Origin of the sequence: Agreia sp. Leaf244 (assembly GCF_001422695.1) — a bacterium.
Classification (GTDB): Bacteria; Actinomycetota; Actinomycetes; order Actinomycetales; family Microbacteriaceae; genus Agreia.
Window position 1 is genome coordinate 155,383 of sequence record NZ_LMLX01000003.1, and the last position, 24,649, is coordinate 180,031.

Consider the following 24,649-nt stretch of genomic DNA (forward strand, 5'->3'; position numbering starts at 1 on the left):
GCTACCTTTTCTGCTTCCTCCATCCGGCCTCCGTCTCGATCGCGGCGCCCTCCAGAGCGAGCAGCCCCAGCACTCCCTCGGTCGCCGAGACCGCGAGCCCCGTGCGTCGGGCGATGTCAGCGGTCGGTCGTGCCGCGCGTGCACTGAGCGCATCGAGGACACGCACCTGCTCGGGAGGTCGGCGATCGGATGCCGAATCGAGACCCAGATCGAGTTCGGGGTGATCGGCGCCGTCGGCCACCACACCTGAGGCGAGCTCGAGAACCTCGTCGACGCTCGTCACGCAGGCCGCATCGAACTCCCTGATCAGGCGATGACAGCCCGCCGACGACGGAGAGGTCACGGGCCCGGGTACCGCTCCGAGCGGCCGCCCCACCGAGGCAGCATGTGCGGCCGTATTGAGCGACCCGGATCGGTGTCCCGCCTCCACCACGACCGTGGCGACGCTGGAGGCGGCGATCAGGCGATTGCGTTGCAGAAATCTCCACTTGGTGGGCGGCGATCCGCAGGGCAGTTCGGAGATGACCGCTCCGACAGTGGCGATGCGGCCGAGAAGGGCGTCGTGACCGCTGGGGTAGAACCTGTCGACGCCGCCGGCGAGGAAGGCGACGGTGAGTCCCCCGCTCGCGAGCACTGCCCGATGCACCATGCCGTCGATTCCGTAGGCGGCCCCCGAGACCACCGAGACGCCGCGGTCGCTCAGGCCGGCGCCGAGTTCCATGGCCATGTGCTCGCCGTAGCCCGTGGCCGCACGAGCGCCCACCAGCGCGATCGACGACCCGAGCGATTCGATTGCAGCGTCGATTCCCCGCGCCCACAGCGCGATGGGCCCATGAACGTCGAGGTCGTCGACGCCCGCTGGCCAGAGCCGGTCTGTCGGGCGGATCAGACGGGCCGATACCCGGGCGGCCTGGCGAAGAGAGGTGATGACGGCATTCGACACGAGGCGCGGCCTCCATCGGTCGAACGCGAGCGCGAGGTCACGCGTCGTCAAGGAGTCGGAGGCCGCGTCGCCCACGGCACCGGCCACCCGCTCCATCGCCCAGCCATCGACGAGCGCGGTGAGCGCCTGCACCGGGCCCAGGGCCGCGACAAGCGCCCCCGCGACGGAATCCCCGGGCTCCGCGATTCCGCTCCACGACGCCCGTGCGAAGACCTCGGCCGCACCGGATTCGTCGATCTCCGCCTCGCCGTCTGCCAGCACAGCCGACGCGAGACGCACGACCTGGTTCGAGTCGAGTCCGAAGGTGGTCATGACTGCAGCGACTTTCTCAGGTAGAGGGCTCGTCCCACGTGCTCCGCGGTCGGCGTCTCCACCGCGTCGAGGTCGGCCACCGTCCACGCCAGGCGCAGCACTCGGTCGTACCCGCGCATCGTGAGACCGCCCCTCTCGAGCGCCCTGTCGAGAGACGCCGTCGTCGACCGTGCCAGACGTCGCGGCCCGGTGCGGAGCCACGAGCCGGGGACCTGCGAGTTGAGCTTCCACGGCGTGCCCTCGAGCCGGTGCGCCGACCGCGACCGTGCTGCCACGACGGTGCTGCGGGCCGTGGCCGTGTCGAGCCGCTCCTCCCCGTCGGCCATACGGAGCTCGGCCGCGGTGATTCTCTGCACGCGGAGCTGGATGTCGATGCGATCCATGAGCGGACCGGAGATGCGCGCGAGATACCGGCGACGCGAGTGAGGTGTGCAGGTGCACTCGGAGTCGCGCGCGCCGTACTGGCCGCACGGGCACGGATTCGCGGCGAGCACCAATTGGAAGGTCGCCGGAAATGTCGCGACGGCATTCGCCCGGTGGATGCTGATGACCCCGGTCTCGATCGGCTGCCGCAGCGCGTCGAGCACAGACGAGTTGAATTCCGGGGCCTCGTCGATGAACAGCACCCCGTGCGATGCACGTGCCGCGGCGCCGGGCCGGATCTGCCGGGAGCCTCCTCCGACCAGCGCGGCCGCGGTCGCCGTGTGGTGCGGGCTCTCGAGGGGCGGCCGGGTGATGAGCCGCGACCCGACGATGTCTCCGCTGAGCGAACGCAACGAGCTGACCTCGAGCGATTCGAGGGGGCCGAGGTCGGGCAGGAGCCCGGGCAGGCGAGCCGCGAGCATGGTCTTTCCTGCCCCCGGCGGACCGAGCATAAAGAGATGATGGCCGCCCGCCGCTGCGACGACCATCGCCTGCGTGGCATCGCGATTGCCGACTACGTCGGCCAATTCGAGAACAGGCGTCTCCTTGGCACTCTCCCGCGCCAGCAGAATCGGTTCGACGGGCTGAGGCTGCAGCGTGCTGCCGTGGAAGATCGCGGCATCCCTCACCGACGCGACGGGAATGACCTCGATGCCGGGCACGAGCGTGGCCTCGTCGGCGTTGCCGGCAGGCACCATGAACCGCGTGTGCCCGAGGCGCGCGGCCGCGGCCACCGCCGGCAGGATGCCGCTGGTGGGCCGCAGCCTGCCGTCGAGTCCCAGCTCGCCGAGGTGCACGACCCGCCCGATGGATTCGGCGCTGATGCTGCGCGACGCGGCGAGCAGGGCCATGGCGATCGCCAGGTCGAAGACGGGACCGAACTTCGGCAGGGCCGCCGGCGACAGATTGACCGTGATGCGCCGGGCCGGAAGCGGACAGCCGGCATTGCTCGTGGCGTGCCGCACCCGCTCCCGAGCGTTCGACAGGGCGGTGTCGGGCAGGCCGATGATCGTGAACGAGGGCAGGCCCGGCGTGATATCGGCCTCGACCTCCACCATCTGGCCCGAGAGACCGAGCAGGGCCACGGCCGTGGTCATGCCGATCATCGGAAGACCCCGCGCAGGTGCTCGACGAACGGCAGCGCGCCGTCGCGGATGAGCACCGAGACCGCATCGATGCGGATCACCTGGGGCCGTGGGCCTGTCTGCGCATCGCACCAGGCGGCAGCGAGTCGCCGCAGCCTCGCCAGTTTCGCGTCGGTGATCGCCTCGAACGGGTGCCCGAACGCCGTCGACGATCTCGTCTTGACCTCGACGAACACCGTGTCTCGGCCGTCGACCCCGACAAGGTCTATCTCACCGTGCTCGCATCGCCAGTTGCGTTCGACCACGGTGAAGCCCTGGTCTGCGAGATAGCTCGCCGCCACGTCTTCACCCTGGCGACCCAGGGCATCTTTCGCTCTCATTCGCGCCTCCGCCACCGAGGATGGCAGCGCACGAATCGCGGCAGACGGCAGACCGCGAGAACGTGTGAAAACCGCTCTCCACAGGCTCAGCCGCGGAGAGGACGAGGGCTACTCGTCGAGCGCGAGTTCCTTCGGAAGCTCGAAGTCCTTCGTCGACAGCTCTTCGACGTTGACGTCTTTGAAGGTCAACACGCGCACGCTCTTGACGAAGCGGTCGGAGCGGTAGACATCCCACACCCACACGTCGTTCATCACGAGCTCGAAGTAGAAGTCGTGCTCGGTGTCGCGACGAACCAGTTCGACGTCGTTCGCCAGGTAGAACCGGCGTTCGGTCTCGATCACGTACTTGAACTGCGAGACCACATCGCGGTATTCGCGGTAGAGGGCCAGTTCGACTTCGCGGTCGTAGTCCTCGATCTCATCATCTTCCATGGTGCGCCCAGTCTACGGCGTCGAAACGAGGGCCGGTTCCTTGAGCCAGCTGCGACGGTGGAAGTCGCTGGCTCCGTGGCTCGCGATGGCCTCCATGTGCAGGGTGCTGCCGTAGCCCTTGTTGCTGTCCCAGCCGTAGTGGGGCGTATCGGCATGGCGGTCGATCATCAGTCGGTCGCGGTGCACCTTGGCCACGACGGATGCGGCGGCGACAGACGCGCAGTCCCGGTCGGCTTTGACGCGGGTCACCACGTTCAGTGGAGTGGACAGGGCGGGGGCCAGCCAATTGTGGGAGCCGTCGAGCAGGATCACGGAACCGGCGACATCCACCCCGCGGCCGTAGAGCAGGCCGAGCCCGCGTTTCGCGGCGAGGCCGAGGCACGCGATGATGCCGAGCTCGTCCACCTCCTGCGGGCTGGCAAGCCCCACGGCACTGTCGATCGCCCACTCGGCCGCGAGCGGTGCGATGCGCTCGCGCGCCGCCTCGGAGAGCATCTTCGAGTCGCGCAGGCCCGCCGGGATGGGCGAACGCCTGCTGGCACGGATCACGCAGAGGCCCACGGCGACTGGGCCGGCGAGCGCACCCCTGCCGACCTCGTCGATTCCGATGACGAGGCTCGCGCCACGACGCTCCAGGCCGCGCTCGACGGTGAGGGTGGGATCGGAGACGGCTATTTCGATCCCTCGCTCTCGACGCCGGCGAACACGTCGGAGTAGTTGTCGAGGAACGTCCACCGGTCGGTCGGCCAGGTGATCCACAGGGCTCGGCCGACCACGTTCTTGATCGGCACGAAGCCCTTGCCGGGCTGATCCTGGTTGAACCGCGAGTCTTTCGAGTTGTAGCGGTTGTCGCCCATGACCCAGAGCGAGCCCTCGGGCACGGTCACGTCGAAGGAGACACCGGATGCCGCCGTCTGGCCGTCAGGCAGCTTGATGTAGGGCTCTTCGAGCGGCACGCCATTGACCGACATCTGGCCGAGCGCGTTACAGCACGTGACGTGGTCGCCAGGCAGGCCGATGACCCGCTTGATGAGGTGGTCGTTGGCATCGCTGGCCGTGAGCCCGACCGTCTCGAGAACCCAGTCGAGGGCGGCCTGAACCGGCGGCTTCTCGGGTTCGATCGTGGCGGGAAGCCAGCCGCCCGGATCGGCGAAGACCACGACGTCGCCGCGCTCGATCGGCATGAGGTTCGGCTCGAGCTGATTGACGAGAATACGGTCGTTGATCTGGAGGGTGTTCTCCATCGACCCGGAGGGGATGTAGAACGACCTCACCAGGAAGGTCTTGATCAGCACCGACGCCAGAACGGCGACGAGGAAGATGATGAGGATGTCGCGCAGGAACAGCAATGCGCTGCGCTGCCTGCGCGAATTCTTCTGCCGGCGTGACGTACGCGATGGCATGGTCGTTTCTGTCATTTAACCGCCTGAGCTCCCTGCCATTTTATGGGCAGGGAGCTCAGGGTTGTGAATCGTGAGGCCGGCGGCGTTTCGGCTGTCAGGCGATTCGGAGGCGGACGTTACGCGTCGCGCTTCTCCTTGATCTTGGCCTTCTTGCCGCGGAGGGCACGGAGGTAGTAGAGCTTCGCGCGACGCACGTCGCCACGGGTGACGACCTCGATGTGGTCGATGACCGGGGAGTGCACGGGGAAGGTGCGCTCGACGCCGACCTGGAAGCTGACCTTGCGCACGCAGAACGTCTCGCGGACGCCCTCGCCCGAGCGGCCGATGACGACGCCCTGGAAGACCTGGATACGCGAGCGCGTACCTTCAACGATGTTGACGTGCACCTTGACGTTGTCGCCGGCGCGGAACTCGGGGATGTCGCTACGCAGCGACGCCGCGTCGACGAAATCGAGAATGTGGCTCATGATGATGATTCGCTCTCTGCAACCGCCACAGGTCGACTACGGGGTAAAAGAAGTGTGAGTTTCGGTGCCATCGTTTATCGCAGACTCCCCTGTGGCAGAGTCGGGCCGAGGCACAATCGTTTATTCTGCCACACGCGAGGGCCGACCCACAATCAGTGAGTGTCGCGACTCGTCTCGATCACGATGTACTCGCCGTCGTTCCGGATGCCCGCGGGCACCTGGGCGGGCCCGAATCCCGCACCAGGGGCGGCTGGGGGAACCTCGAACGAGGAGAAGACATCCTGCACGCGCTTGCGGGCCTCGGTGAAGAACTGCCAGACCGCGGCCCAGAAACCGCCGATGACGGCGACGATGAGCACGACGGTGGCCGCCGTCGATGCCACGGAATCGAAGCCCAGCGTGATCGCCGACGCCGCGATGACCGTGAGGATTCCCACGTCGAGCCACGACACGGCCTTGGCCGTGCGCACGCCCGGGCGGGCGAAGACGATGCCCGACATCGCGGCCAACGCGACGAAGAGAACGATGCTGCTGAGAAGTGCGCCCAGCGTCTGCCATCCGCCGCCGCCGAAGACGGCGCTGCCGATGAGCATCCACGCCGGCAGCACGACCGCTGCGGGAAACAGGATGGAGTAGAAAGCCCGACGAATGATCACACATTCAGGGTATGCGCGGCAGCTCGGGAATTGGCTGGGATGCTGTGCGCCCCGGGCGAACAGGAGTGCGGGCAGAATAGACACATGATCGAGTTGCGCACCCCAGGAGAAATCGACGAGATGCGGGCTGCGGGGCGTTTCGTCGCCGACGTGCTCACCGAGCTGAAATCGAGGGCTGCCGTCGGCGTCAACCTGCTGAAGCTCGACGCGATCGCCCACGAGATGATCAGGGCCCGGGGCGCCGAGTCCTGCTACATCGACTACCACCCGTCGTTCGGCGCCAGCCCCTTCGGCAAGGTGCTGTGCACCTCCGTCAACGACGCCGTGCTGCACGGACTCCCCCACGACTACGTTCTGCGCGACGGCGATCTGGTGAGTCTCGACTTCGCCGCATCCGTCGACGGCTGGGTGGCCGACTCGGCCGTGTCGGTTGTCGTCGGCACCCCTCGCCCCGAAGACCTGCGGGTCATCGAGACCACCGAACGGGCTCTGGATGCGGGTATCGCGGCCGCCCGGGTCGGCTCGCGCGTCGGAGATATCTCTGCCGCCATCGGCCAGGTGGCCGCCGAAGCCGGCTACAGCGTGAACACCGACTTCGGTGGACACGGCGTCGGACGCACGATGCACGGGGATCCCCATGTCGCCAACAACGGCCGGCCGAACCGGGGGCTGCCCCTGCGCGCCGGCCTGGTGATCGCGATCGAGCCGTGGTTCCTCGAGTCGACCGACAAGATCGTCACCGATCCGGATGGCTGGACCCTGCGCAGCGCCGACGGCTCGCGGGGTGCGCACTCCGAGCACACCGTCGCCATCACCGAGGACGGCCCGATCGTGCTGACCGCCCGCGCCCGGGGCTGATCAGGGACTGATCCGGGACTGGTCTACGAGGCGGCGAGCTCGAACGCGGCCAGTTCTCCGGCGTACGCCTTCGGAAGGGGCCGCGCGAATTCGTCGCGCCTCGACGTGGTGTAGCCGAGGGTCACGAGCGACTCCACGAGCTTGGTCGCGGCGCTCACTCCGTCGATGACGGGAACGCCGACCTGCGCCGAGATATAGCTGCAGAGTTCGGCCATGCCCGCACAGCCCAGCACGATCGAGTCGCACTTGTCGCGCTCGATCGTCTCCCTGCACAGGTCGATGATCACCTGGGCCGCCTCGCTCGACGGGTCGTCGAGGGCGAGCACCGGGATGTCGCAGGCGTAGACGCCCACGCAGCGGTCGGCGAATCCGTAGTGCCTCACGAGATCCTGAGCACGACCGACCGTGCGCGAGAGCGACGTGACGATGCTGAAGCTGCGGCCCACCAGGGTGGCCGCGTGCATCGCCGCCTCCGCGATGCCCACGACCGGGCCGCCCGCGAGCTCGCGAGCGGCATCCAGCCCCGGATCGCCGAAGCAGGCGATGACGTAACCGTCGGAGCCCTCGCGCTCGGCGGCCGCGATCTCGTGGAGCAGACCGGGCACCGAGAGCGCCTCGTCGTAGTGGCTTTCGATCGACGCCGGCCCCATGGGCGGGTTCACGGCGGCGATCCGGGTTCCGGGCGCGGCCACCCCCCGGGCGCATGATCCGATCATCTCGGTCATGGCCCGGGTGGTGTTCGGGTTGATCACGGTGATGTGCACGAGGGCGTGTCCGTTCGGTGGAGCGGTGAAGCGGTGGACTGCTACTGGATGACCGACGCGGTCTCGTGCTCCTCGGCGGCCTGCATGCTGCGCGCCGCCTGCGGGCTGACCTTCTCGGCGATCCAGTAGACGACAAGGGCGATCCCGCAGCCGATGAACCATGCGTACGACGCCGCGCCCTGAAGCGCGGGGATGAACACCGTACTGGCCGCGAGCACCGCGCCGACGACGGTCGCGATGATGGCGTTCGGATTGAAGCCCTTCTTGTACCAGTAACGCCCCTTCTCGCTCATCGTGTAGAGGTCGTCGACGTAGACCGTCTGCTTGCGCACGATATAGAAGTCGCAGATCAGTACTCCGAACAGCGGGCCGATGAACGCACCCAGCGTGTCGAGCGTGTAGTGGATGATCTCCGGGCTGGAGTAGAGGTTCCACGGGGTGATCAGCACGCTTCCGACAGCGGCGATCATGCCGCCCATGCGCCACGAGATCTTCTGCGGAGCCACGTTAGAGAAGTCGAACGCGGGCGACACGAAGTTCGCCACGATGTTGATTCCGACGGTCGCGATCGCGAAGGTCAGGGCGCCGAGGATGATCGCGTAGACGTTGTCGATGCGGGCGACCGTCTCGATGGGGTCGGTGATGAGCTCGCCGAACACCGGAACCGTGGCCGCCGCGCAGATCACGACGAGGATCGAGAAGACGAGGAAGTTGAGCGGCAGCCCCAGCAGGTTGCCGCGCTTGACCGCCTTGAACGACTTGCCGTAGCGCGAGAAGTCGCCGAAGTTCAGCATCGGGCCCGAGAAGTACGAGACGACCAGGGCGATGGCGCCGAGCATGACGGGAACAGCGTCCCAGCCCTCGAACTGCACCGAGCCGAGGTTGAGGTCGATGTTCTCCCAGCCCGCCTGCGAGACGAGGTAGATCGCGAGGATGATCATCACGACGTAGACGGCCGGTCCGCAGAAGTCGATGAACTTACGGATCGACTCCATTCCGCGCCAGAAGACGAAGGCCTGCGCGACCCAGAGGATCAGGAAGGCGATCCAGCCGAGCAGCGACAGACCTGCGAAACCGACGGTGTCGGCATCCGCAATGCCCGCCAGATCGGGCCACAGCTTGAGCGCCACGACCACGAGCGCCGCCGAGGCGAGGTAGGTCTGGATGCCGTACCAGGCCACCGCGATCAGGCCGCGGATGATCGCGGGGATGTTGGCCCCGAGCACTCCGAAGACAGTTCGCGAGATCACCGGGTAGGGAACGCCGGACTGCTGGCTGGGTTTCGCGACGAGGTTGCAGAGGAAGTAGACGATCGTGATGCCGACGAGCAGGGCGATCAGCACCTGCCAGCTCGCGAGCCCCAGGGCGAACAGGCTGCCGGCCGTGACGTATCCGCCGACGCTGTGCACGTCGGACATCCAGAAGGCGAAGAAGTTGTAGGCGCTCCAGGTCTGCTTCTTGAGGGGCGCGAGATCCTCATTGCTGAGGCGCGGGTCGTGGAACGGCTCGACGACGCCGCTGCCCGTGGGCAGTCCTGCGGCTTCGAGCACATCGCCGGGCTTCTCCCCGTGGGGATGGATGACCTCGGTCATGGAATTCTCCGGTTTCTCATCAGTGATGCGACAGGTGTGTGGAGGGTGGTGGTCGGCGCACCGTCGTAGTCGGAACACGTTCCCTATCCGGCAGCTCCCCAGGGGCTCCGTCAGTGCTCATAAAGCTATTGCTTAACACCACGTCCGCGATTTCGCGCCTGTTACAGGCATGTGACAATTGACGGGTGGAGAACGCGCTCGAGTCGGATGACGGCGCTCTCAGCGCCAACGAGTCGCTCGGTCGACGCCTCCGCGAACTGCGCACCCAGTCAGGGCTGTCGCTTCGAGCGCTCGCCCGCTCCCTCGACATCTCGCCGAGCGCCGTCTCCCAGATCGAGACAGGCGTGATGGTGCCGTCGGTCAACCGCCTCATCGCGATCGTGACCGCGTTGGGTGTACCCCTGTCGGCCGCGTTCGAGGCTCCGGGGGCCGACTCGTCGGCATCCACCGCACCCGCCGACACCCTCGGCGACAGGCTCGCCGGCCTCGCCGACGACCCCGTCGAGCGCGACGGCTACGTCATCTCGCGTGCCGGCCGCACACCCAACATGAATCTCGAATCGGGCGTGGTCTACCGCCGCCTGTCCCCCGGCCCGGTTCCCGGCCTCGAGATCTTCGAGTCCACCTACCCCGCCGGCTCGACAGGCAGCGCCCACGGCGACCTCATCCGGCACGACGGTTTCGAGATCGGCAGCATCACCTCGGGCACCCTCACGATCACGTTCGAGGGCGAGGACGTCACGCTCTCGGCAGGCGACTCGATCACGTTTCCCGCGACGAGGCCGCACCGCCTGAGCAACCGATCAGGCGAGCCCTGCGTCGCCGTCTGGGTGATCGTGCACGCGTAGCAGGTCGGGGCGCACACGCGCCGTGCGTTCGAGCTGCTGCTCGCGGCGCCATTCTGCGATGAGGCGGTGGTTGCCGCTCAAGAGCACCGGCGGCACTTCGCGGCCGCGCCACTCTGCGGGCTTCGTGTAGCTCGGATACTCCAGGAGTCCGTCTTCGTGCGACTCCTCGACGAGGCTCTCGGGGTTGCCGACCACCCCGGGGATGAGTCGGCCGATAGCCTCGATCATCGCCATGACGGCCACCTCGCCGCCGTTCAGCACGTAGTCGCCCAGGCTCACGAGGCGTACCTCTGCGCGCTCGGCCGTCTCGTCGAAGACCCTCTGGTCTATGCCTTCGTACCGACCGCATCCGAACACCAGGTGCTCTCGGGTCGACAGCTCGCGCGCCATCGCCTGCGTGAACACCTCGCCGGCCGGCGAGGGGAAGATGACGAGAGGCCGGCCGGATGCCTCGGGCGCGGCATCGAGGATCGTGTCGAGCGCGTCGCCCCACGGCTCGGGCTTCATGACCATGCCGGCGCCACCGCCGAACGGTGTGTCGTCGACCTTGCGGTGCCTGTCGTGGGTGTGGTCGCGCAGGTCGTGCACGCCGAGCTCGATGAGGCCGGACTGGCGGGCCTTGCCGAGCAGCGAGATGTCGAGCGCGTCGAAGAAGCTCGGAAAGATCGAGACGATGTCGATACGCATCCTGAAAGCCTAGCTGCGCTGGCCGGCGAGATCCGACTCCGCCTCAGCCGCGGGTCGGGCGGAGATATCGACAGTCCGTCGGCCTATGCCCGGCGGTCTGCCTGAATCTCCGCCCACTGTCAGCGGTCCGAAGGAATCAGACCGGCAACTCGATGCCTGGCAGCCCAGCGGTGCTCATTCCGCCGCACAACCGCCCGAATAGCCCGCTCTACCAAAGGCCACTGACTCATGATCTGGTCATATGTGACTCGAAGGATGATGTACCCCCGCTCGATCAGCTCGAGGTCGCGACGCCGGTCTTCGGCGTAGGCGCGCGCGCTCGTGTGCCAGCTCTTGCTATCCAACTCGACCACGAAACGCTCCCCCACCACGAGATCGACCCGACCGACAGTGCCGATCTGCACCTGCGTTCGGTACGGAATTCCTAAAGAACGAAGCCGCAACCGCGCCTTTGTCTCGAGACCGGATTGGGCCGACGGATCAATGAGGTCGAGGTAGCGCCTGTATCTCTTTGGAAGGGACCCGATCACCGCCTGCACATCGAAGAGGCTGACGAAGCGACTGTTGAGCGCCGAATCCAGTGCCACGATCGCGTCTTCACGGGGCTGGCAGACAATCGCATGCCGAAGCGCAGCGAGCACCCTGTCTACCGGGAGGTCCAACTCACCAGGCAGAAGAACCGCTGTACCTCGATGAAGTCGCACCCCGTGCGACGCGGGATCCGTGAGGCGCACCGATCGGTCGTGCGGTGCGGCGAGATGATTTGCATTCTTGCCCACCGCCACGTGCAGCAATCCATCATCAACACACCAGACGCCATGGTGCCGCAATGCGGATACGCAGGTCAGATGCCCGCCCACGCGAATGGCCGCAACCAGCCGCGGATCTGCATCTGGCGTCGCGAACCACCGACGACGAGGGCTCGTGAGTTTGCCTGCTTTGACAGCGCGACTCGCGTCCGTCGCGGTGAACCCGTGAGCGACGAGTGTGCTGAGCGACACGAGACCGTCATAACCATCGATGACATCGAGAAGAGGCTGCATAGACACATGTTCGCCGGTTCGTGAGCCCAGAAACGGAGACTGACGCCGTCTGTGGAAAACACGAACGGGCGGAGATCTCGACCCATCGAGCGCCTCTCGACGACGATGGTGCGTGATCTCCGCCCGTTCGGGTGAAGCGCCTACTCGGTCGGGGTGTCCTCGGCCGGGGACTCCGCAGTGGGAGCCTCGTCCTCGTCGTCGTCGGACTCCGGGAGCTCTTCGAGGAGGCCCGGAGGCGGCGTGATGGTCATCGTGCCCGCCGCGATGTCGACCGCCGGAACGATGGCCTTGACGAACGGAACCAGCACCTCGCCGGATGCCTGCTCGATGACCAGCAGGTCTTGCGCCGGCATGTGGTTGACCTGGCGCACGACGCCGATCTTCTCGCCGTCGCGGATGACGTCGAGGCCGACGAGCTGGTGGTCGAACCAGGCGTCTTCCTCGGCCGACTGCTCGTCGGAGTCTTGGTCGATCCAGAGGATCGCCTTGACCAGCCCCTCAGCGGCCGTGCGGTCGGGCACGCCCTTGAAGAAGCCGACGGCGTGGCTGTTGAACCACTTGAGCTCGATGAGCTCGAGTGTCTTGCCGTGCCATGGCGAGCCGGTGGGAACCTGGAGGGTGAACACCGCGCCCGGCACGAAGCGTCGTGCCGGGTCGTCGGTGAAGAGCTCCAGCTTGATCGCTCCCTTGAGCCCGTGGGCTTTCAGGAGGCGACCAACCCGGAGTTGCTGCGTCTCGTTCTTAGAAATCGGTATCCACCACGTCTACACGAACGCGCTTGCCATCAGCCAGCGCGGCGACGAGTGTGCGGAGAGCCTTGGCCGTGCGACCCGCACGACCGATCACGCGACCGAGGTCGTCGGGGTGCACACGCACCTCGAGGACCTCGCCGCGCGGCGAGCTCTTCGCGATGACATGCACGTCGGCAGGTTTGTCGACGATGCCCTTGACCAGGTGCTCGAGAGCAGGAGCGAGCAAGGCTAGGCCTTCTCTGCTTCGGCCTCGGGAGCCTCGTCGGCAGCCGGCGCCTCTTCGGCGGGGGCAGGAGCCTCGACCTTGACCTCAGCCTTGGGCTTCAGAACAGGCTTCTTCTTCTCGTCGGCGACGAACGCCTCCTTGGGCTCCTTGACGCGAACGGTCGAGACCGCGTCCTTGTCGCCCTTGAACTTGCCCCAGTCGCCCGTGAGCTTCAGGAGCGCGGCGACCTGCTCGGTCGGCTGTGCGCCGACGCCGAGCCAGTAGAGGGCGCGCTCGGACTCGATCTTGATGACCGACGGCTCCTCGGTGGGGTGGTACTGGCCGATCTCCTCGATGACACGACCGTCGCGCTTGGTGCGCGAGTCGGCAACGACGATGCGGTAGTACGGTGCACGGATCTTACCCATGCGCTTCAGACGGATCTTTACAGCCACAATTCTTCCTAGGTTTTTCTCTCGGCCCTGCTGGGCCTAAATGTGGGTGAACTGGCAGCCGTGAGCGTGGGGTGCACACTCGGCGTAAAAAGTTCTCGAGGGTTCTGCCGCAACCTGATTAGAGGGTCGGGCGGGCAGACTCGACAGATCATTCTGTCAGATATTCGCCGCCCGCGCGTAATTCAGGAGTCCGATCCGCCGAGTCTGTCAGGATGAGGCCACCCGCTGATATCGATCGGAGCCGCTCATGGAGATCTCGTTCGCTCATTCCGAACGCTCGACACTCGGCATCGAATGGGAGATCGCGCTCGTCGAGCAGAGTTCCGGCGATCTGGTCAACGTGGCCGGCGAGGTGCTCCAGTCACTTCGCGGCTCCGACGGCGAGGCCCATCCGCGCATCACCGAGGAGCTGCTGCTCAACACCGTCGAGCTCGTCACCGGCGTGCACACGCGGGTGTCGGATGCCGTCGACGACCTCCAGGGACAGCTCGCCGAGGTGCGGGCCATCACAGACCCGCTCGACGTCGAGCTCATGTGCGCGGGCACGCATCCCTTCGCGCAGTGGTTCGATCAGCAGGTCACCGACAAGGAGCGGTACCACAAGCTCATCGACCGCACCCAGTGGTGGGGCCGCAACATGATGATCTGGGGCATCCACGTGCACGTCGGCGTGGAGAGCCGCGACAAGGTGCTCCCCCTTCTTGGCGGACTGCTGAACTACTACCCGCATCTTCAGGCGCTGTCGGCGTCGAGTCCGTTCTGGGCCGGAGAGCACACGGGCTACGCCTCGAACCGGGCGCTCATGTTCCAGCAGCTGCCGACCGCAGGCCTGCCCTACCAATTCGCGGAGTGGAGCGAATACGAGGCGTACGTCGACGACATGAAGGTCACGGGCATCGTCGACGACCACACCGAGGTGCGCTGGGACATCCGGCCCTCGCCCCAGTGGGGAACGCTCGAGATGCGCGCCTGCGACGGGCTGTCGAGCCCCGAGGAGATCGGCGCTGTCGCCGCGCTCATCCAGTGCCTGGTCGAACACATGTCGCAGCGGCTCGACGCGGGCGAGACGCTGCCCACCCTGCAGCCCTGGTACGTGCGCGAGAACAAATGGCGCGCCGCGCGCTATGGCCTCGACGCCGAGATCATCGTGGATGCGCATGGCGCCGAGAAATTGGTCACCGACGACGTGCGAGACCTGCTGGTCACACTCGCGCCGATCGCCGAGCAGCTCGACTGCGTCGACGAACTCGCCCAGGTGAACCTCATTCTCGAGCACGGCGCCAGCTACCAGCGCCAGCTGCGCGTGGCGGAGGCGAACGGCGGGAGCCTCAAGGCCGTGGTCGCGTCACTGACTCGCGAACTGCGCCACGGCCTCGGGAACCCCGTTCCCTGAGCCTGTCGAAGGGCACGGCCCGGAGACCCCGTTCCCTGAGCTTGTCGAAGGGGGCCCTTCGACAAGCTCAGGGAACGACGGGCTCAGGGAGCGAGAGGCCTAGGCGTTTTTCTCGTCGCGCCAGGCGAGCAGGTCCTTCACCGGTCCGAGGTCGATCGACGGTCCGGTGATGCCGAGGGTGAAGAGCGTGACGCCCACCTCGGCCTTCTCGTCGAGCACAGCCGCGTCGGCAGACCCGAAGGCACCGGTCAGCTTGACGTCGTTCGAGATCTCGATCTCTGAGACGTCACGGCCCACGTCGGCCGCGTGCGCCTTCAGGACCTCGAGCTTGTGCTGCAACGTCGGCACGTCGGAGAAGCTGTGCCAGATCGTGGCGTGCTTGGCGACCAGCTTGAGGGTCTTCTTCTCGCCGCCGCCGCCGATCAGCACGGGGATCTTGCGGGTGGGAGCCGGGTTGAGCACGCCCCAGCGCGCCTCGATGCGCGGGAGCGCCTCGCCCAGCGCATCCAGTCTCTGGCCAACGGTGCCGAACTCGTAGCCGTACTCGTCGTAGTCGCGCTCGAACCAGCCGGAGCCGATACCGAACACGAGGCGCCCTTCGGCGCCCGGGGTCTTGGCGCTGATGTGGTCGACCGTGCGGGCCATGTCGGCCAGCAGGTCGGGGTTGCGGTAGCTGTTGCACGTGACGAGCGGTCCGAACTCGATCGTCGACGTCTGCTCGGCCCAGGCGGCGAGCATGCTCCATCCCTCGAAGTGCAGACCCGCCGGGTCGCCCGACAGGGGGTAGAAGTGGTCCCAGTTGAAGGCGATGTCGACGCCGAGCTCCTCGAGCTGTCGAAGAGTGTCGCGGATGGTCGTGTAGTCGGAGTGCTGGGGTGCGATCTGGATGCCGATACGCACGGGGCGCGAAGAGTGTGTCGTCATGATCAGAGCCTACTTATCCGTCGTGATCGCGCACTCACCTTGCGGCATCCGACATCGCACCTCACAATGAACAGGTGAAGTCGATAGAGCCGAAGTCTGCGAACGTGCGCCCTCAGCGCACCCGTCGCAACCTCGCCTCCCGGTTTCTTCCCCCGGCTGCCCTGCTGTTCGTGGGGGCCCTGGCCGTCGCCACTTCGCTTCCCGCCGCCGCCTTCGGCCCCGGATCGTCGTTCGGAATGACCGGAGCGACGGGTGGACCGCAGACGGCCGACCAGTCGCTCTCGGTCGATGCATCCGCCGCCGACGCCAGCGTGCTGCGCGACGGCTACACCGTGAACACGCCAACCCCCACGCCGACACCCACGCCCGTGGCGAAGGCCGTCGCAGCGTCGACGGGCGGAAGCCCCGGAGGCTGGGGCTGCCAGCGAGACGCCCCCGCCGAGACGACCCGGCTGACCTGGCCCTATGACCACCCCGTCAAGATCGGCGACGGATTCGGTCCGCGCGCCGAGGGTATGCACGACGGCATCGACATGCTCGCCGGAGACGGCACCCCGATCCAGGCGATCGGCGACGGCATCGTCACCGCGTCGGGCTACAACGGCTCGGCCGGCAACTATGTGGCCATCGCCACGATGATCGGCGGCCAGCGCCTCTGCAGCATGTACATGCACTTCCAAGACGGCTCGGTGACCGTGACGGTCGGCCAGGAGGTCACCGCCGGAACCGTGATCGGTCTCACCGGTGACACCGGCAACGCGACCGTCGAGCACTGCCACTTCGAGCTGTTCTTCGCCGACGGCGTGCGCTTCGACCCGATTCCCTATCTCGAGGCGAACGCCAGCTACTGATCGCCCTTCGACAGGCTCAGCGAACGGGGTCCCGTTCGTCGAGCTTGTCGAGACGCACCCGCCTAGCGGCCCAAGAACTTCTGCAGCGAGGCCAGCTCTTCTTCGCTCGGCGCACCGGGCGCACCCTTGCCCTTGCCCAGCCCCAGACCGAAGCCCGAGCCGCCTGCGGTGACGGGCGCCGCATCCGGTTTGATGCCCGCGGCACGAGCCGCGTCTTCGGCTGCACGCTTTGCCGGGTTGCCCGACTTCGAGCCCTTCTTCTTGGCGACCTGCTTGCGTCCGCCGTGGGCGCCGGGAACCGGGCCCATTCCGGGGATGTTTGGCATGCCGCCCTTGGCGACGGTCTTCATCATCTTGGCGGCCTGCTCGAAGCGCTGCACGAGCTGGTTCACGTCGGTGACCGTCATTCCGGATCCCTTGGCGATGCGCACGCGGCGCGAGCCGTTGAGCAGCTTCGAGTTCTGCCGCTCGGCCTTGGTCATCGACTGGATGATCGCCTCGGTGCGCACGATCTCGCGCTCGTCGAAGTTCTCGAGCTGCTGCTTCATGCCGCCCATGCCGGGGAGCATGCCCATCATCTTCTTGATGGAGCCGGCCCCGCGGAGCTGCTGCATCTGCGACAGGAAGTCCTCGAGCGTGAAGGTGTCGGTGGCGAACTTCTCGGCCATCTTCATGGCCTCGCCCTCGTCGAAGGCCGACTGGGCCTGCTCGATGAGAGTCAGGATGTCACCGAGGTCGAGGATGCGGCTCGCCATGCGGTCGGGGTAGAAGGGCTCGAAGTCGTCGAGCGACTCGCCCGTCGACGCGAAGATGATCGGGCGTCCGGTGACGGAGGCGACCGAAAGTGCGGCTCCACCGCGGGCATCGCCGTCGAGCTTCGTGAGCACCACACCGGTGAAGTCGACCCCGTCTTGGAAGGCCTTGGCCGTGGCGACCGCGTCTTGACCGATCATGGCGTCGATGACGAACAGCACCTCGTCGGGGTCGACGGCCTTGCGGATGTCTGCGGCCTGCTTCATCATGTCGGCGTCGACACCGAGACGGCCGGCGGTGTCGACGATGACCACGTCGTACTGCTTGTCGATGGCGAACTTGATCGAGTCCTTCGCGACCTTCACCGGGTTGCCGGTTCCGTTGCCCGGCTCGGGCGCGAACACGGCGACGCCGGCCTGGCCCGCGACGACCTGCAGCTGGTTCACGGCGTTAGGGCGCTGGAGGTCCGCGGCGACCAGCAGGGGGGTGTGGTTGTCTTTCGCGAGCCACTTGGCGAGCTTGCCCGCCAGGGTGGTCTTACCGGCACCCTGCAGACCGGCGAGCATGATGACGGTCGGCGGCTTCTTCGCGAACTGGATGCGACGGGCTTCGCCACCGAGGATCGCCACCAGTTCTTCGTTGACGATCTGCACGACCTGCTGCGCGGGGTTGAGGGCCTTGTTGACCTCGTCGCCCAGGGCGCGCTCGCGCACCTTTCCGGTGAAGTCCTTGACGACCTCGAGCGCGACGTCGGCGTCGAGCAGGGCGCGCCGGATCTCGCGCACGGTCGCGTCGACATCGGCAGGGCTCAGCTTGCCCTTGGTGCGAAGGTTCTTGAAGGTCTCTGCGAGCCGGTCAGACAGGTTTCCGAAAGTAGCCATGGTGAGGCAAGTTTACCTGCCCGCCGAAGGGGGCGTCTCGACAGGCTCGACGAACGCGGGGTCGTTAGCCTAGCTAATGAGTTAGGCTAACGATATGGCTCCAGCTCTCTCCCTTCCCGCACTCAGCTCGGAGCTGCGCGGCGTCACGATGCACCTCTCCCGCAGGCTGCGCAACGAGCGCGCCGACATCGACCTCGGCGACTCGCAGTTCAGCGTGCTCGCCTACCTCGTGCGCACGGGCCCCCACACCCCGAACGAGCTCAGCGTCTGGGAGCACGTCACTCCCCCGTCGATGAACCGCACGCTCAACGTGCTCGAGACCGCTGGCCTCGTCACACGCACACCGGATGCCTCGGACGGCCGCAAGGTGTTCGTCACGGCCACGGAGAACGGCTTCGCGGTCGTGAAGGAGACGAGGCGCCGACGCGACGCGTGGCTGCACTCGAGGCTCTCCGCGCTCACCCCCGCCGAACGACGCGTGCTCGAGGAGGCGACGGTCATTCTGAGAACGATCGTTGCTCCATGAGCGCGATGTTCCGCTCGCTCTCGAGCGTCAACTACCGCATCTGGTTCGCCGGGGCCCTCGTCTCGAACGTGGGCACTTGGATGCAGCGCACCGCCCAGGACTGGATCGTTCTCACCGAGCTGACCAACCACGACGCGGCGGCGGTCGGCATCGTGATGGCGCTTCAACTCGGCCCGCAGCTGCTCCTGGTTCCCTGGTCCGGCCTGATTGCCGACCGTCTCGACAGGCGACGCACGCTGATGGTGACCCAGGCATCCATGGGCATTCTGGGGCTCGGGCTCGGTCTCATCGTCGTGACGGGCGTAGCCCAGCTCTGGCACGTCTACCTGTTCGCCCTGCTGCTCGGCATCGCGTCGGCGATCGACGCGCCCGTGCGGCAGACGTTCGTCTCCGAGCTGGTCGGCGGCTCGAACCTCTCGAACGCCGTTGCCCTCAACTCGGCGTCGTTCAACGCGGCCCGCATGATCGGGCCCGCCGTCGCCGGCATCCTCGTCGCCGCGATCGGCGCCGGCTGGGTGTTCCTCCTGAACGCGGTGACGTTCGGCGCTGTTCTCGCGTCGCTCGCATTCATCAGGGTCGATCAACTGCGGGCGACCAAGCGCGCGCCGCAGGGTCGGGGCCAGTTGCTGGAGGGGTTCCGCTACGTGCGCTCACGGCCGGACCTGCTGGTGATCTTCGTGATCGTCTTCATCATCGGCACCTTCGGCCTGAACTTCGCCATCTTCACCTCGACGATGGCGAGCGTCGAATTCGGTCGCGGGGCCGAGGCATTCGGCCTGCTCTCGTCGGTGATGGCTATCGGCTCCGTCACGGGCGCCCTCCTGTCTGCACGCAGGGACAGGCCGCGGCTCCGCCTCACCTTCGTGGCCGCCGCCGCCTTCGGAGTGAGCTGCCTCGTCGCGGCCGTGATGCCCAGCTATTGGGGGTTCGCGGCAGTGCTCGTCTTCGTAGGTCTCTCGGCGCAGACCCTGATGACGACCGCGAACGGCACAGTGCAGACCACGACGGCGCCCGAGATGCGAGGGCGCGTGATGGCGCTCTACATGGCCGTCTTCATGGGCGGCACGCCCCTCGGCGCACCCATCGTCGGCTGGGTCGCCAACACGTTCGGTCCCCGCTGGGCCATCGGCGTCGCCGCCGCTTCTGGCCTCGTCGCAGCCGCGATCGGGCTCGGCTGGCTCATCGTCTTCCGGCACCTGCGGCTGCACTACGACGGTGCCGCACATCCGAGGTTCGTCGTGAGCCACGACGGTCGACCCTATGTGCCGCGTCGGTCGCCCGAGACGACGGAGGAATTCGAGGAAGACCTGGCTCTCGACGAGGCGGATGCCCGCCGGGCCTGAATGCGGCCCGCCGCGGTCCGCGTCACGCGATATCGACGACCGTGACTCCCGATGAACGGTCTCCCGCGGCGATGGCCTGGAGCGCGGCCGGGGCCTCGGCCAACGGGATGCGATGCTCGATGAGACGCGCCGGGTCGAGGGCGCCGCTCAGCACGAGGTCGAGGAGCGCCGGGTAGTCCGTCGCAGGCATGCCGTGGCTGCCGTGCAGCGACAGTTCTTTGGCGATGATCGTCGGCATCGGCACCACGGGCTCTTCGGAGAACAGGCCGATCTGCACCTGCCTGCCCAGGGGCGCGAGGGCGAGCACGCTGAGCCGCATCGTCGCCTGCCGACCCAGGGCCTCGACGGACACCTGCACGCCGGCGGGGGCCAGGGATGCGATCGCGTCGAGGATCTCGGACTCGGAGAGGCCGGAGGAGTCGATCGTGTGCGCAACTCCCAGCGATGACGCCCGGTCGAGCGCGACGGGGTCGATATCGACGGCGATCACCTCGGCACCGAGGGCGACACCGATCATCGCCGCGCTCAGGCCCACTCCGCCGCAGCCGACGACAAGCAGTCTCTCGCCGCGCTGAAGCCGTGCCCGGTGCACGAGTCCTCGATACGCGGTTGCGAAACGGCAGCCGAGAAGCGCCGCAGCGCCCGAGTCGAGTTCGTCGGGAACGCGAATGAGGTTGATGTCCGCGTTGTGCAGGGCGACCAGCTCGGCGAAGGACCCCCAGTGAGTGAACCCGGGCTGGGTCTGGTTGCGGCAGACCTGGCCGTTGCCGTCTGCGCATTCGGGGCATTTTCCGCAGGCCGGCACGAACGGAACCGTCACCCGCTCCCCCACTCGGAAGTTCGTGACCTCCGGCCCCACTGCGGCGATGCGGCCGACGAGTTCGTGCCCGGGCACGTGAGGCAGGGCGATTCCATCGTCGTGGCCGAGCCACCCGTGGGCGTCGCTTCGGCACACGCCTGTCGTCTCGACCCTGACGACGACTCCCGCGGCGGAGGGAACCGGGTCAGGCACCTCTCGGAGCTCGGGGACACCGCCGAACTCGGTGAATACAACAGCGCGCATGAGTCTCTTTCTCTGGTGGAACGTCTCCGACGATACCGTTCTCGATCGCCGTCGGAGGCAGTCCCTAGACTCGGACTCATGCGCCACGGAATCGTCATCCTCCCCCAAGACCCCTGGTCGATCGCCCGCCGAAAGTGGCAGTCGGCTGAGGGGCTCGGGTTCGACCACGCGTGGACATACGATCACCTCTCCTGGCGATCCCTCGCCGACGAACCGTGGAACGCCACCATTCCCACGCTCACCGCGGCGGCCGTCGTCACTGAGACCATCCGCCTGGGCACCTTCGTCTCGTCGCCGAACTTCCGGCATCCGGTGCCGTTCGCCAAAGAGATCGCCACCGTCGACGACATCTCTGGCGGCCGGTTCCTTCTGGGCATCGGCTCCGGCGGCACGGGGTTCGACGCGTTCGTTCTCGGCCAGCGCGAGTACTCGCCCCGAGAGCGCCACGCGCGCTTCGCCGAGTTCGTAACGCTGCTCGACGAGCTGCTGCGGCACGAAGGAGACAACGACCGGGGCATCAGCTTCGACGGCGAGTGGTACACGGCTGTCGACGCGCGCATGGTCGGCATTCCAGTGCAACAGCCGCGGGTTCCGATGGTGCTCGCCGCCAACGGGCCGAAGGGTCTGGCTCTCGTGGCCGAGCAGGGCCAGGGTTGGGTCACCACGGGCAAAGACGGCGCCACGGGCGAAGAGTGGTGGTCGGCGGTCGCCACCCTGGCCGGCCGTCTCGACGACGCGGCCGAGAAAGCGGGCCGCGACCCGGCATCCATCGACCGCTACCTGTCGCTCGACTCGGGCGGCCAATTCTCGCTCGAGAGCGTCGGTGCGTTCGACGATCTGGTCGGGCGAGCCGCGCAGCTCGGGTTCACCGATGTGATCTCGCACTGGCCCCGGGCCGAGGGCATCTACGCAGGCGACGAAGAAGTTCTCTACGAGGTGGCTTCGCGCTTCTAGGGCTTCGGGGAGTTTCCCTTCGACAGGCTCAGGGAACGGGGCCGCAGGCTCAGGGAACGGGGCCGCAGGCTCAGGGAACGAGCAGCGGCTAGCCGACCAGGTTCTGCGCGAAAACGTGAGGGGTGAAGCCGGTGAGGTCGTTGATGCCCTCGCCCTGGCCGATGAGCTTGATGGGAATACCCGTCTTCTCCTGCACGGCCAGCACGAAGCCGGCCTTCGCCGATCCGTCGAGCTTGGTGAGAACGAGGCCGGTCACGCCCGCGTGCTGAATGAACGCCTCGGCCTGCGCGAGCCCGTTCTGTCCGGTGGTCGCGTCGAGCACGAGCAGCACCTCGGCCACAGGGGCCTGCTTCTCGATGACTCGGCGGATCTTGCCGAGCTCGTCCATGAGTCCGCCCTTTGTCTGCAGGCGGCCGGCGGTGTCGATGACTACGATCTCGGTGCCGTGCAGCTTGGCGTACTCGATGGTCTGAAACGCGACCGACGCCGGGTCCTGCCCCTCGTGCTGCGGACGGACGATAGCGGCGCCCGCCCGTTCGGCCCACGTCGCGACCTGTTCGACGGCGGCGGCACGGAAGGTATCGGCCGCGCCGATCACGACCGAGCGGCCGTAGGTGGCGAGGAACTTCGCGAACTTGCCGATGGTCGTGGTCTTGCCGACGCCGTTGACTCCGACGACGAGCACGATGGCGGGGCGTTCCGACAGATGCAGGGTCGTGTCGAGCCGCGATAGCCGCTCTTCCATGGTCTCGCGCAGCATGCGCTGCAGGTCTTTGGGATCGGTCGTCTTGAAGCGGTCGACCTTCGCCCGCAGGTCGCCGACGACGGAGTCGGTGACATCGGGGCCGAAGTCGGCCTTCAAGAGCGCGTCTTCGAGGTCCTCCCACGTGTTCGCGTCAATCGTGGGCTTGGTGAACATGCCTCGGAGGGCGCCGGACAGAGACCAGGGGGTGCGTTCAGCCATGCGACAAGACTACCGGCGCGCCCCTAGCCGACAGCCTGCACGAAGCCGTCCGAGCGCTCGGCCTCGGTAGCGAGGTGAGCGAGCCGTTCGGGCAGCTCGAAACCCTTGCGCGCCATCGACTGGGCCCACAGGCGACCAGCCCTGTAGCTCGAGCGCACCAGCGGGCCAGCGAGCACCCCGAGGAAGCCGATCTCCTCGGCCTCCTGCTTGAACGCCACGAACTCCTCCGGCTTGACCCAGCGCGACACGGGCAGGTGGCGCGGGCTCGGTCGCAGGTATTGCGTGAGCGTGATGATGTCGGTGCCGGCATCGTGCAGGTCGCGCAACGCCTGGCTCACTTCGGCCGGCTCCTCCCCCATGCCGAGGATGAGGTTCGACTTGGTGATGAGGCCAGCGGCCCTGGCCTGCGTGAGCACGTCGAGCGATCGCTCATATCGGAAGGCCGGGCGGATGCGCTTGAAGATGCGGGGAACGGTCTCGACGTTGTGGGCGAAGACCTCGGGCCTCGACGAGAAGACCTCTGCGAGCAGCTCGCTGTTGCCCGAGAAGTCGGTGGCGAGGATCTCGACGCCCGTTCCCGGGTTGCGCCGATGGATCTCGCGCACCGTCTCGGCGTGCAGCCATGCACCCTCGTCGGGCAGGTCGTCGCGGGCCACGCCGGTGACGGTCGCGTAGCGCAGGTTCATCTTCTCGACCGATTCGGCCACCCGACGCGGCTCGTCGGTGTCGTAGTCGGCCGGCTTGCCGGTGTCGATCTGGCAGAAGTCGCACCGGCGCGTGCACTGCGAGCCCCCGATGAGGAAGGTCGCCTCCCTGTCCTCCCAGCACTCGAAGATGTTCGGGCAGCCGGCCTCCTGACAGACCGTGTGCAACCCCTCGTCTTTCACGAGACTTTGCAGAGCGCGATACTCAGGGCCGAAGCGCGCCTTCGTCTTGATCCACTCAGGCTTCTTCTCGATGGGCGTCTCGGCGTTGCGAATCTCGAGGCGAAGCAGCTTGCGTCCTCCGGGCACGGCGCTCACGCGGCGACCCCCACCGACGACGCGAACCCTGCGAGCGCCGCCGGGTCCGTGAACCGGTCGGCGATGAGCGGCGCGACCTCCTGTGGTGTCACGACACGATCGAGACACTCGCTCACGGTCGTCACACCGGCGTCGCGGATGCCGCACGCCACGATGTGCGAGTACGGCTCGAGGCTGTTGCTGCAGTTGAGGGCGAATCCGTGCATGGTCACACCGTGGGCGATTCGGATGCCGATGGCCGCGATCTTGAGATCGGCGCCGTTCTTCGACACCCACACGCCGGAGCGCCCCTCCACTCGGCCGCAGTCGACTCCGAGGTCGGTCAGTACGTCGATGAGCAGCCCCTCGAGCCGTCGCACGTAGCCCACGACATCGATCGGCTCGGCGAGCCGGAGGATGGGGTAACCCACCAGCTGACCCGGGCCGTGCCATGTGATCTTGCCTCCGCGATCGACGTCGATCACGGGAGTTCCGTCGGTGGGCCGTTCCGACGCATCCGTTCGACGCCCCGCGGTGTAGACCGACTGGTGCTCGAGCAGGATCACCGTGTCGGTCGCATCGCCCGCGACGACGCCCTCGTGCACACCGCGCTGGAGCGCCCATCCGTCGGCATATTCCACGGCATCGTCACCGAAGCCGGCCAGAAGAAGCTGAGTCATTACGGCAGTCT

Annotated in this window: 28 protein-coding genes; 7 read left to right on the forward strand and 21 right to left on the reverse strand. The window is 67.1% G+C overall.

The window, feature by feature from the left end:
* Position 1: 1 nt before the first annotated feature.
* From dprA to ASF06_RS10745, 8 genes are all read right to left on the reverse strand, one after another.
* Positions 2-1,255, reverse strand: coding sequence for a DNA-processing protein DprA (dprA, locus tag ASF06_RS10710; RefSeq protein WP_055946749.1), 1,254 nt, complete (start codon positions 1,253-1,255; stop codon positions 2-4).
* Positions 1,252-2,784: a YifB family Mg chelatase-like AAA ATPase gene (locus ASF06_RS10715; protein WP_055946753.1), complete on the reverse strand. Its 1,533-nt coding sequence runs from the start codon at positions 2,782-2,784 to the stop codon at positions 1,252-1,254. Before ASF06_RS10715 ends, dprA begins: the two co-directional genes overlap by 4 nt.
* Positions 2,781-3,143, reverse strand: coding sequence for a YraN family protein (locus ASF06_RS10720; RefSeq protein WP_055946757.1), 363 nt, complete (start codon positions 3,141-3,143; stop codon positions 2,781-2,783). The genes ASF06_RS10715 and ASF06_RS10720 overlap by 4 nt, the downstream gene beginning before the upstream one ends.
* A 108-nt stretch (positions 3,144-3,251) precedes the next feature.
* The gene (locus ASF06_RS10725; RefSeq protein ID WP_044442048.1) at positions 3,252-3,575 is read right to left on the reverse strand and encodes a DUF2469 family protein; all 324 of its coding nucleotides are present in this window, start codon (positions 3,573-3,575) and stop codon (positions 3,252-3,254) included.
* A 12-nt stretch (positions 3,576-3,587) separates the two neighbouring features.
* Positions 3,588-4,310, reverse strand: a complete 723-nt coding sequence (locus ASF06_RS10730) for a ribonuclease HII (RefSeq protein WP_326941612.1) — start codon at positions 4,308-4,310, stop codon at positions 3,588-3,590.
* Complete coding sequence (lepB, locus tag ASF06_RS10735; protein ID WP_055931537.1) at positions 4,247-4,993, reverse strand: signal peptidase I; 747 nt, start codon at positions 4,991-4,993, stop codon at positions 4,247-4,249. Before lepB ends, ASF06_RS10730 begins: the two co-directional genes overlap by 64 nt.
* A gap of 101 nt (positions 4,994-5,094) precedes the next feature.
* Positions 5,095-5,445, reverse strand: a complete 351-nt coding sequence (gene rplS, locus ASF06_RS10740; protein ID WP_044442052.1) for a 50S ribosomal protein L19 — start codon at positions 5,443-5,445, stop codon at positions 5,095-5,097.
* 152 nt (positions 5,446-5,597) lie between these two features.
* Positions 5,598-6,101 (reverse strand): hypothetical protein, encoded by a 504-nt coding sequence (locus ASF06_RS10745; protein ID WP_055946760.1) that lies wholly within the window; start codon positions 6,099-6,101, stop codon positions 5,598-5,600.
* Between the two features lie 84 nt (positions 6,102-6,185).
* On the opposite strand from ASF06_RS10745, the gene map reads away from it, so the two are divergent.
* Positions 6,186-6,959 carry a type I methionyl aminopeptidase gene (gene map, locus ASF06_RS10750; RefSeq protein ID WP_055946763.1) on the forward strand — a complete coding sequence of 258 codons (774 nt, stop codon included), beginning with the start codon at positions 6,186-6,188 and terminating at the stop codon, positions 6,957-6,959.
* Between the two features lie 23 nt (positions 6,960-6,982).
* Here the strand turns inward: map and ASF06_RS10755 are convergent, their stop codons facing one another.
* Positions 6,983-7,723 (reverse strand): aspartate/glutamate racemase family protein, encoded by a 741-nt coding sequence (locus ASF06_RS10755; RefSeq protein ID WP_055946767.1) that lies wholly within the window; start codon positions 7,721-7,723, stop codon positions 6,983-6,985.
* A gap of 41 nt (positions 7,724-7,764) precedes the next feature.
* Complete coding sequence (locus ASF06_RS10760) at positions 7,765-9,315, reverse strand: NCS1 family nucleobase:cation symporter-1 (RefSeq protein ID WP_055946771.1); 1,551 nt, start codon at positions 9,313-9,315, stop codon at positions 7,765-7,767.
* A gap of 185 nt (positions 9,316-9,500) precedes the next feature.
* Here ASF06_RS10760 and ASF06_RS10765 point away from each other — a divergent pair, with 185 nt between their 5' ends.
* Positions 9,501-10,163: a cupin domain-containing protein gene (locus tag ASF06_RS10765; RefSeq protein ID WP_055946774.1), complete on the forward strand. Its 663-nt coding sequence runs from the start codon at positions 9,501-9,503 to the stop codon at positions 10,161-10,163.
* Here the strand turns inward: ASF06_RS10765 and trmD are convergent.
* From trmD to rpsP, 5 genes are all read right to left on the reverse strand, one after another.
* Positions 10,119-10,850, reverse strand: a complete 732-nt coding sequence (trmD, locus tag ASF06_RS10770; RefSeq protein WP_055931520.1) for a tRNA (guanosine(37)-N1)-methyltransferase TrmD — start codon at positions 10,848-10,850, stop codon at positions 10,119-10,121. The genes ASF06_RS10765 and trmD overlap by 45 nt on opposite strands.
* A gap of 119 nt (positions 10,851-10,969) precedes the next feature.
* Positions 10,970-11,893 carry an endonuclease domain-containing protein gene (locus ASF06_RS19505; RefSeq protein WP_157439161.1) on the reverse strand — a complete coding sequence of 308 codons (924 nt, stop codon included), beginning with the start codon at positions 11,891-11,893 and terminating at the stop codon, positions 10,970-10,972.
* Positions 11,894-12,033: 140 nt separating this feature from the next.
* Positions 12,034-12,648 carry a ribosome maturation factor RimM gene (gene rimM / locus ASF06_RS10785; protein ID WP_055946786.1) on the reverse strand — a complete coding sequence of 205 codons (615 nt, stop codon included), beginning with the start codon at positions 12,646-12,648 and terminating at the stop codon, positions 12,034-12,036.
* Entirely contained in the window at positions 12,635-12,871 is a 237-nt protein-coding gene (locus ASF06_RS10790; RefSeq protein ID WP_055931512.1) for an RNA-binding protein, read from the reverse strand. The genes rimM and ASF06_RS10790 overlap by 14 nt, the downstream gene beginning before the upstream one ends.
* Positions 12,872-12,873: 2 nt before the next feature.
* A complete protein-coding gene (gene rpsP, locus ASF06_RS10795; protein ID WP_055946789.1) occupies positions 12,874-13,305 on the reverse strand; it encodes a 30S ribosomal protein S16 in 432 nt (143 codons plus the stop codon).
* A 247-nt stretch (positions 13,306-13,552) separates the two neighbouring features.
* On the opposite strand from rpsP, the gene ASF06_RS10800 reads away from it, so the two are divergent.
* Entirely contained in the window at positions 13,553-14,698 is a 1,146-nt protein-coding gene (locus ASF06_RS10800) for a glutamate--cysteine ligase (protein ID WP_055946793.1), read from the forward strand.
* Positions 14,699-14,797: 99 nt separating this feature from the next.
* Here ASF06_RS10800 and ASF06_RS10805 read toward each other — a convergent pair whose 3' ends face one another.
* Positions 14,798-15,622, reverse strand: coding sequence for an LLM class F420-dependent oxidoreductase (locus tag ASF06_RS10805; protein ID WP_055931503.1), 825 nt, complete (start codon positions 15,620-15,622; stop codon positions 14,798-14,800).
* Positions 15,623-15,696: 74 nt separating this feature from the next.
* Between ASF06_RS10805 and ASF06_RS10810 the strand changes: the two genes are divergently transcribed.
* Entirely contained in the window at positions 15,697-16,473 is a 777-nt protein-coding gene (locus ASF06_RS10810) for a M23 family metallopeptidase (protein ID WP_055946796.1), read from the forward strand.
* Between the two features lie 62 nt (positions 16,474-16,535).
* Here ASF06_RS10810 and ffh read toward each other — a convergent pair whose 3' ends face one another.
* Complete coding sequence (gene ffh / locus ASF06_RS10815; RefSeq protein WP_055946799.1) at positions 16,536-18,107, reverse strand: signal recognition particle protein; 1,572 nt, start codon at positions 18,105-18,107, stop codon at positions 16,536-16,538.
* Positions 18,108-18,201: 94 nt separating this feature from the next.
* Here ffh and ASF06_RS10820 point away from each other — a divergent pair, with 94 nt between their 5' ends.
* Positions 18,202-18,633 carry a MarR family winged helix-turn-helix transcriptional regulator gene (locus ASF06_RS10820; protein ID WP_055946803.1) on the forward strand — a complete coding sequence of 144 codons (432 nt, stop codon included), beginning with the start codon at positions 18,202-18,204 and terminating at the stop codon, positions 18,631-18,633.
* Positions 18,630-19,976, forward strand: coding sequence for an MFS transporter (locus ASF06_RS10825; RefSeq protein WP_055931493.1), 1,347 nt, complete (start codon positions 18,630-18,632; stop codon positions 19,974-19,976). The genes ASF06_RS10820 and ASF06_RS10825 overlap by 4 nt, the downstream gene beginning before the upstream one ends.
* A 22-nt stretch (positions 19,977-19,998) precedes the next feature.
* Here ASF06_RS10825 and ASF06_RS10830 read toward each other — a convergent pair whose 3' ends face one another.
* Complete coding sequence (locus ASF06_RS10830) at positions 19,999-21,039, reverse strand: alcohol dehydrogenase catalytic domain-containing protein (RefSeq protein ID WP_055946806.1); 1,041 nt, start codon at positions 21,037-21,039, stop codon at positions 19,999-20,001.
* 78 nt (positions 21,040-21,117) lie between these two features.
* Here ASF06_RS10830 and ASF06_RS10835 point away from each other — a divergent pair, with 78 nt between their 5' ends.
* A complete protein-coding gene (locus tag ASF06_RS10835) occupies positions 21,118-21,993 on the forward strand; it encodes an LLM class flavin-dependent oxidoreductase (RefSeq protein ID WP_055946809.1) in 876 nt (291 codons plus the stop codon).
* An 88-nt stretch (positions 21,994-22,081) separates the two neighbouring features.
* Here ASF06_RS10835 and ftsY read toward each other — a convergent pair whose 3' ends face one another.
* The 3 genes from ftsY to lipB are packed head-to-tail and all read right to left on the reverse strand — an operon-like array spanning position 22,082 to position 24,638.
* Complete coding sequence (ftsY, locus tag ASF06_RS10840) at positions 22,082-22,957, reverse strand: signal recognition particle-docking protein FtsY (RefSeq protein ID WP_055931483.1); 876 nt, start codon at positions 22,955-22,957, stop codon at positions 22,082-22,084.
* 23 nt (positions 22,958-22,980) lie between these two features.
* Positions 22,981-23,979, reverse strand: coding sequence for a lipoyl synthase (lipA, locus tag ASF06_RS10845; RefSeq protein WP_055946812.1), 999 nt, complete (start codon positions 23,977-23,979; stop codon positions 22,981-22,983).
* Positions 23,976-24,638, reverse strand: coding sequence for a lipoyl(octanoyl) transferase LipB (gene lipB / locus ASF06_RS10850; RefSeq protein ID WP_055946816.1), 663 nt, complete (start codon positions 24,636-24,638; stop codon positions 23,976-23,978). Before lipB ends, lipA begins: the two co-directional genes overlap by 4 nt.
* Positions 24,639-24,649: the final 11 nt, after the last annotated feature.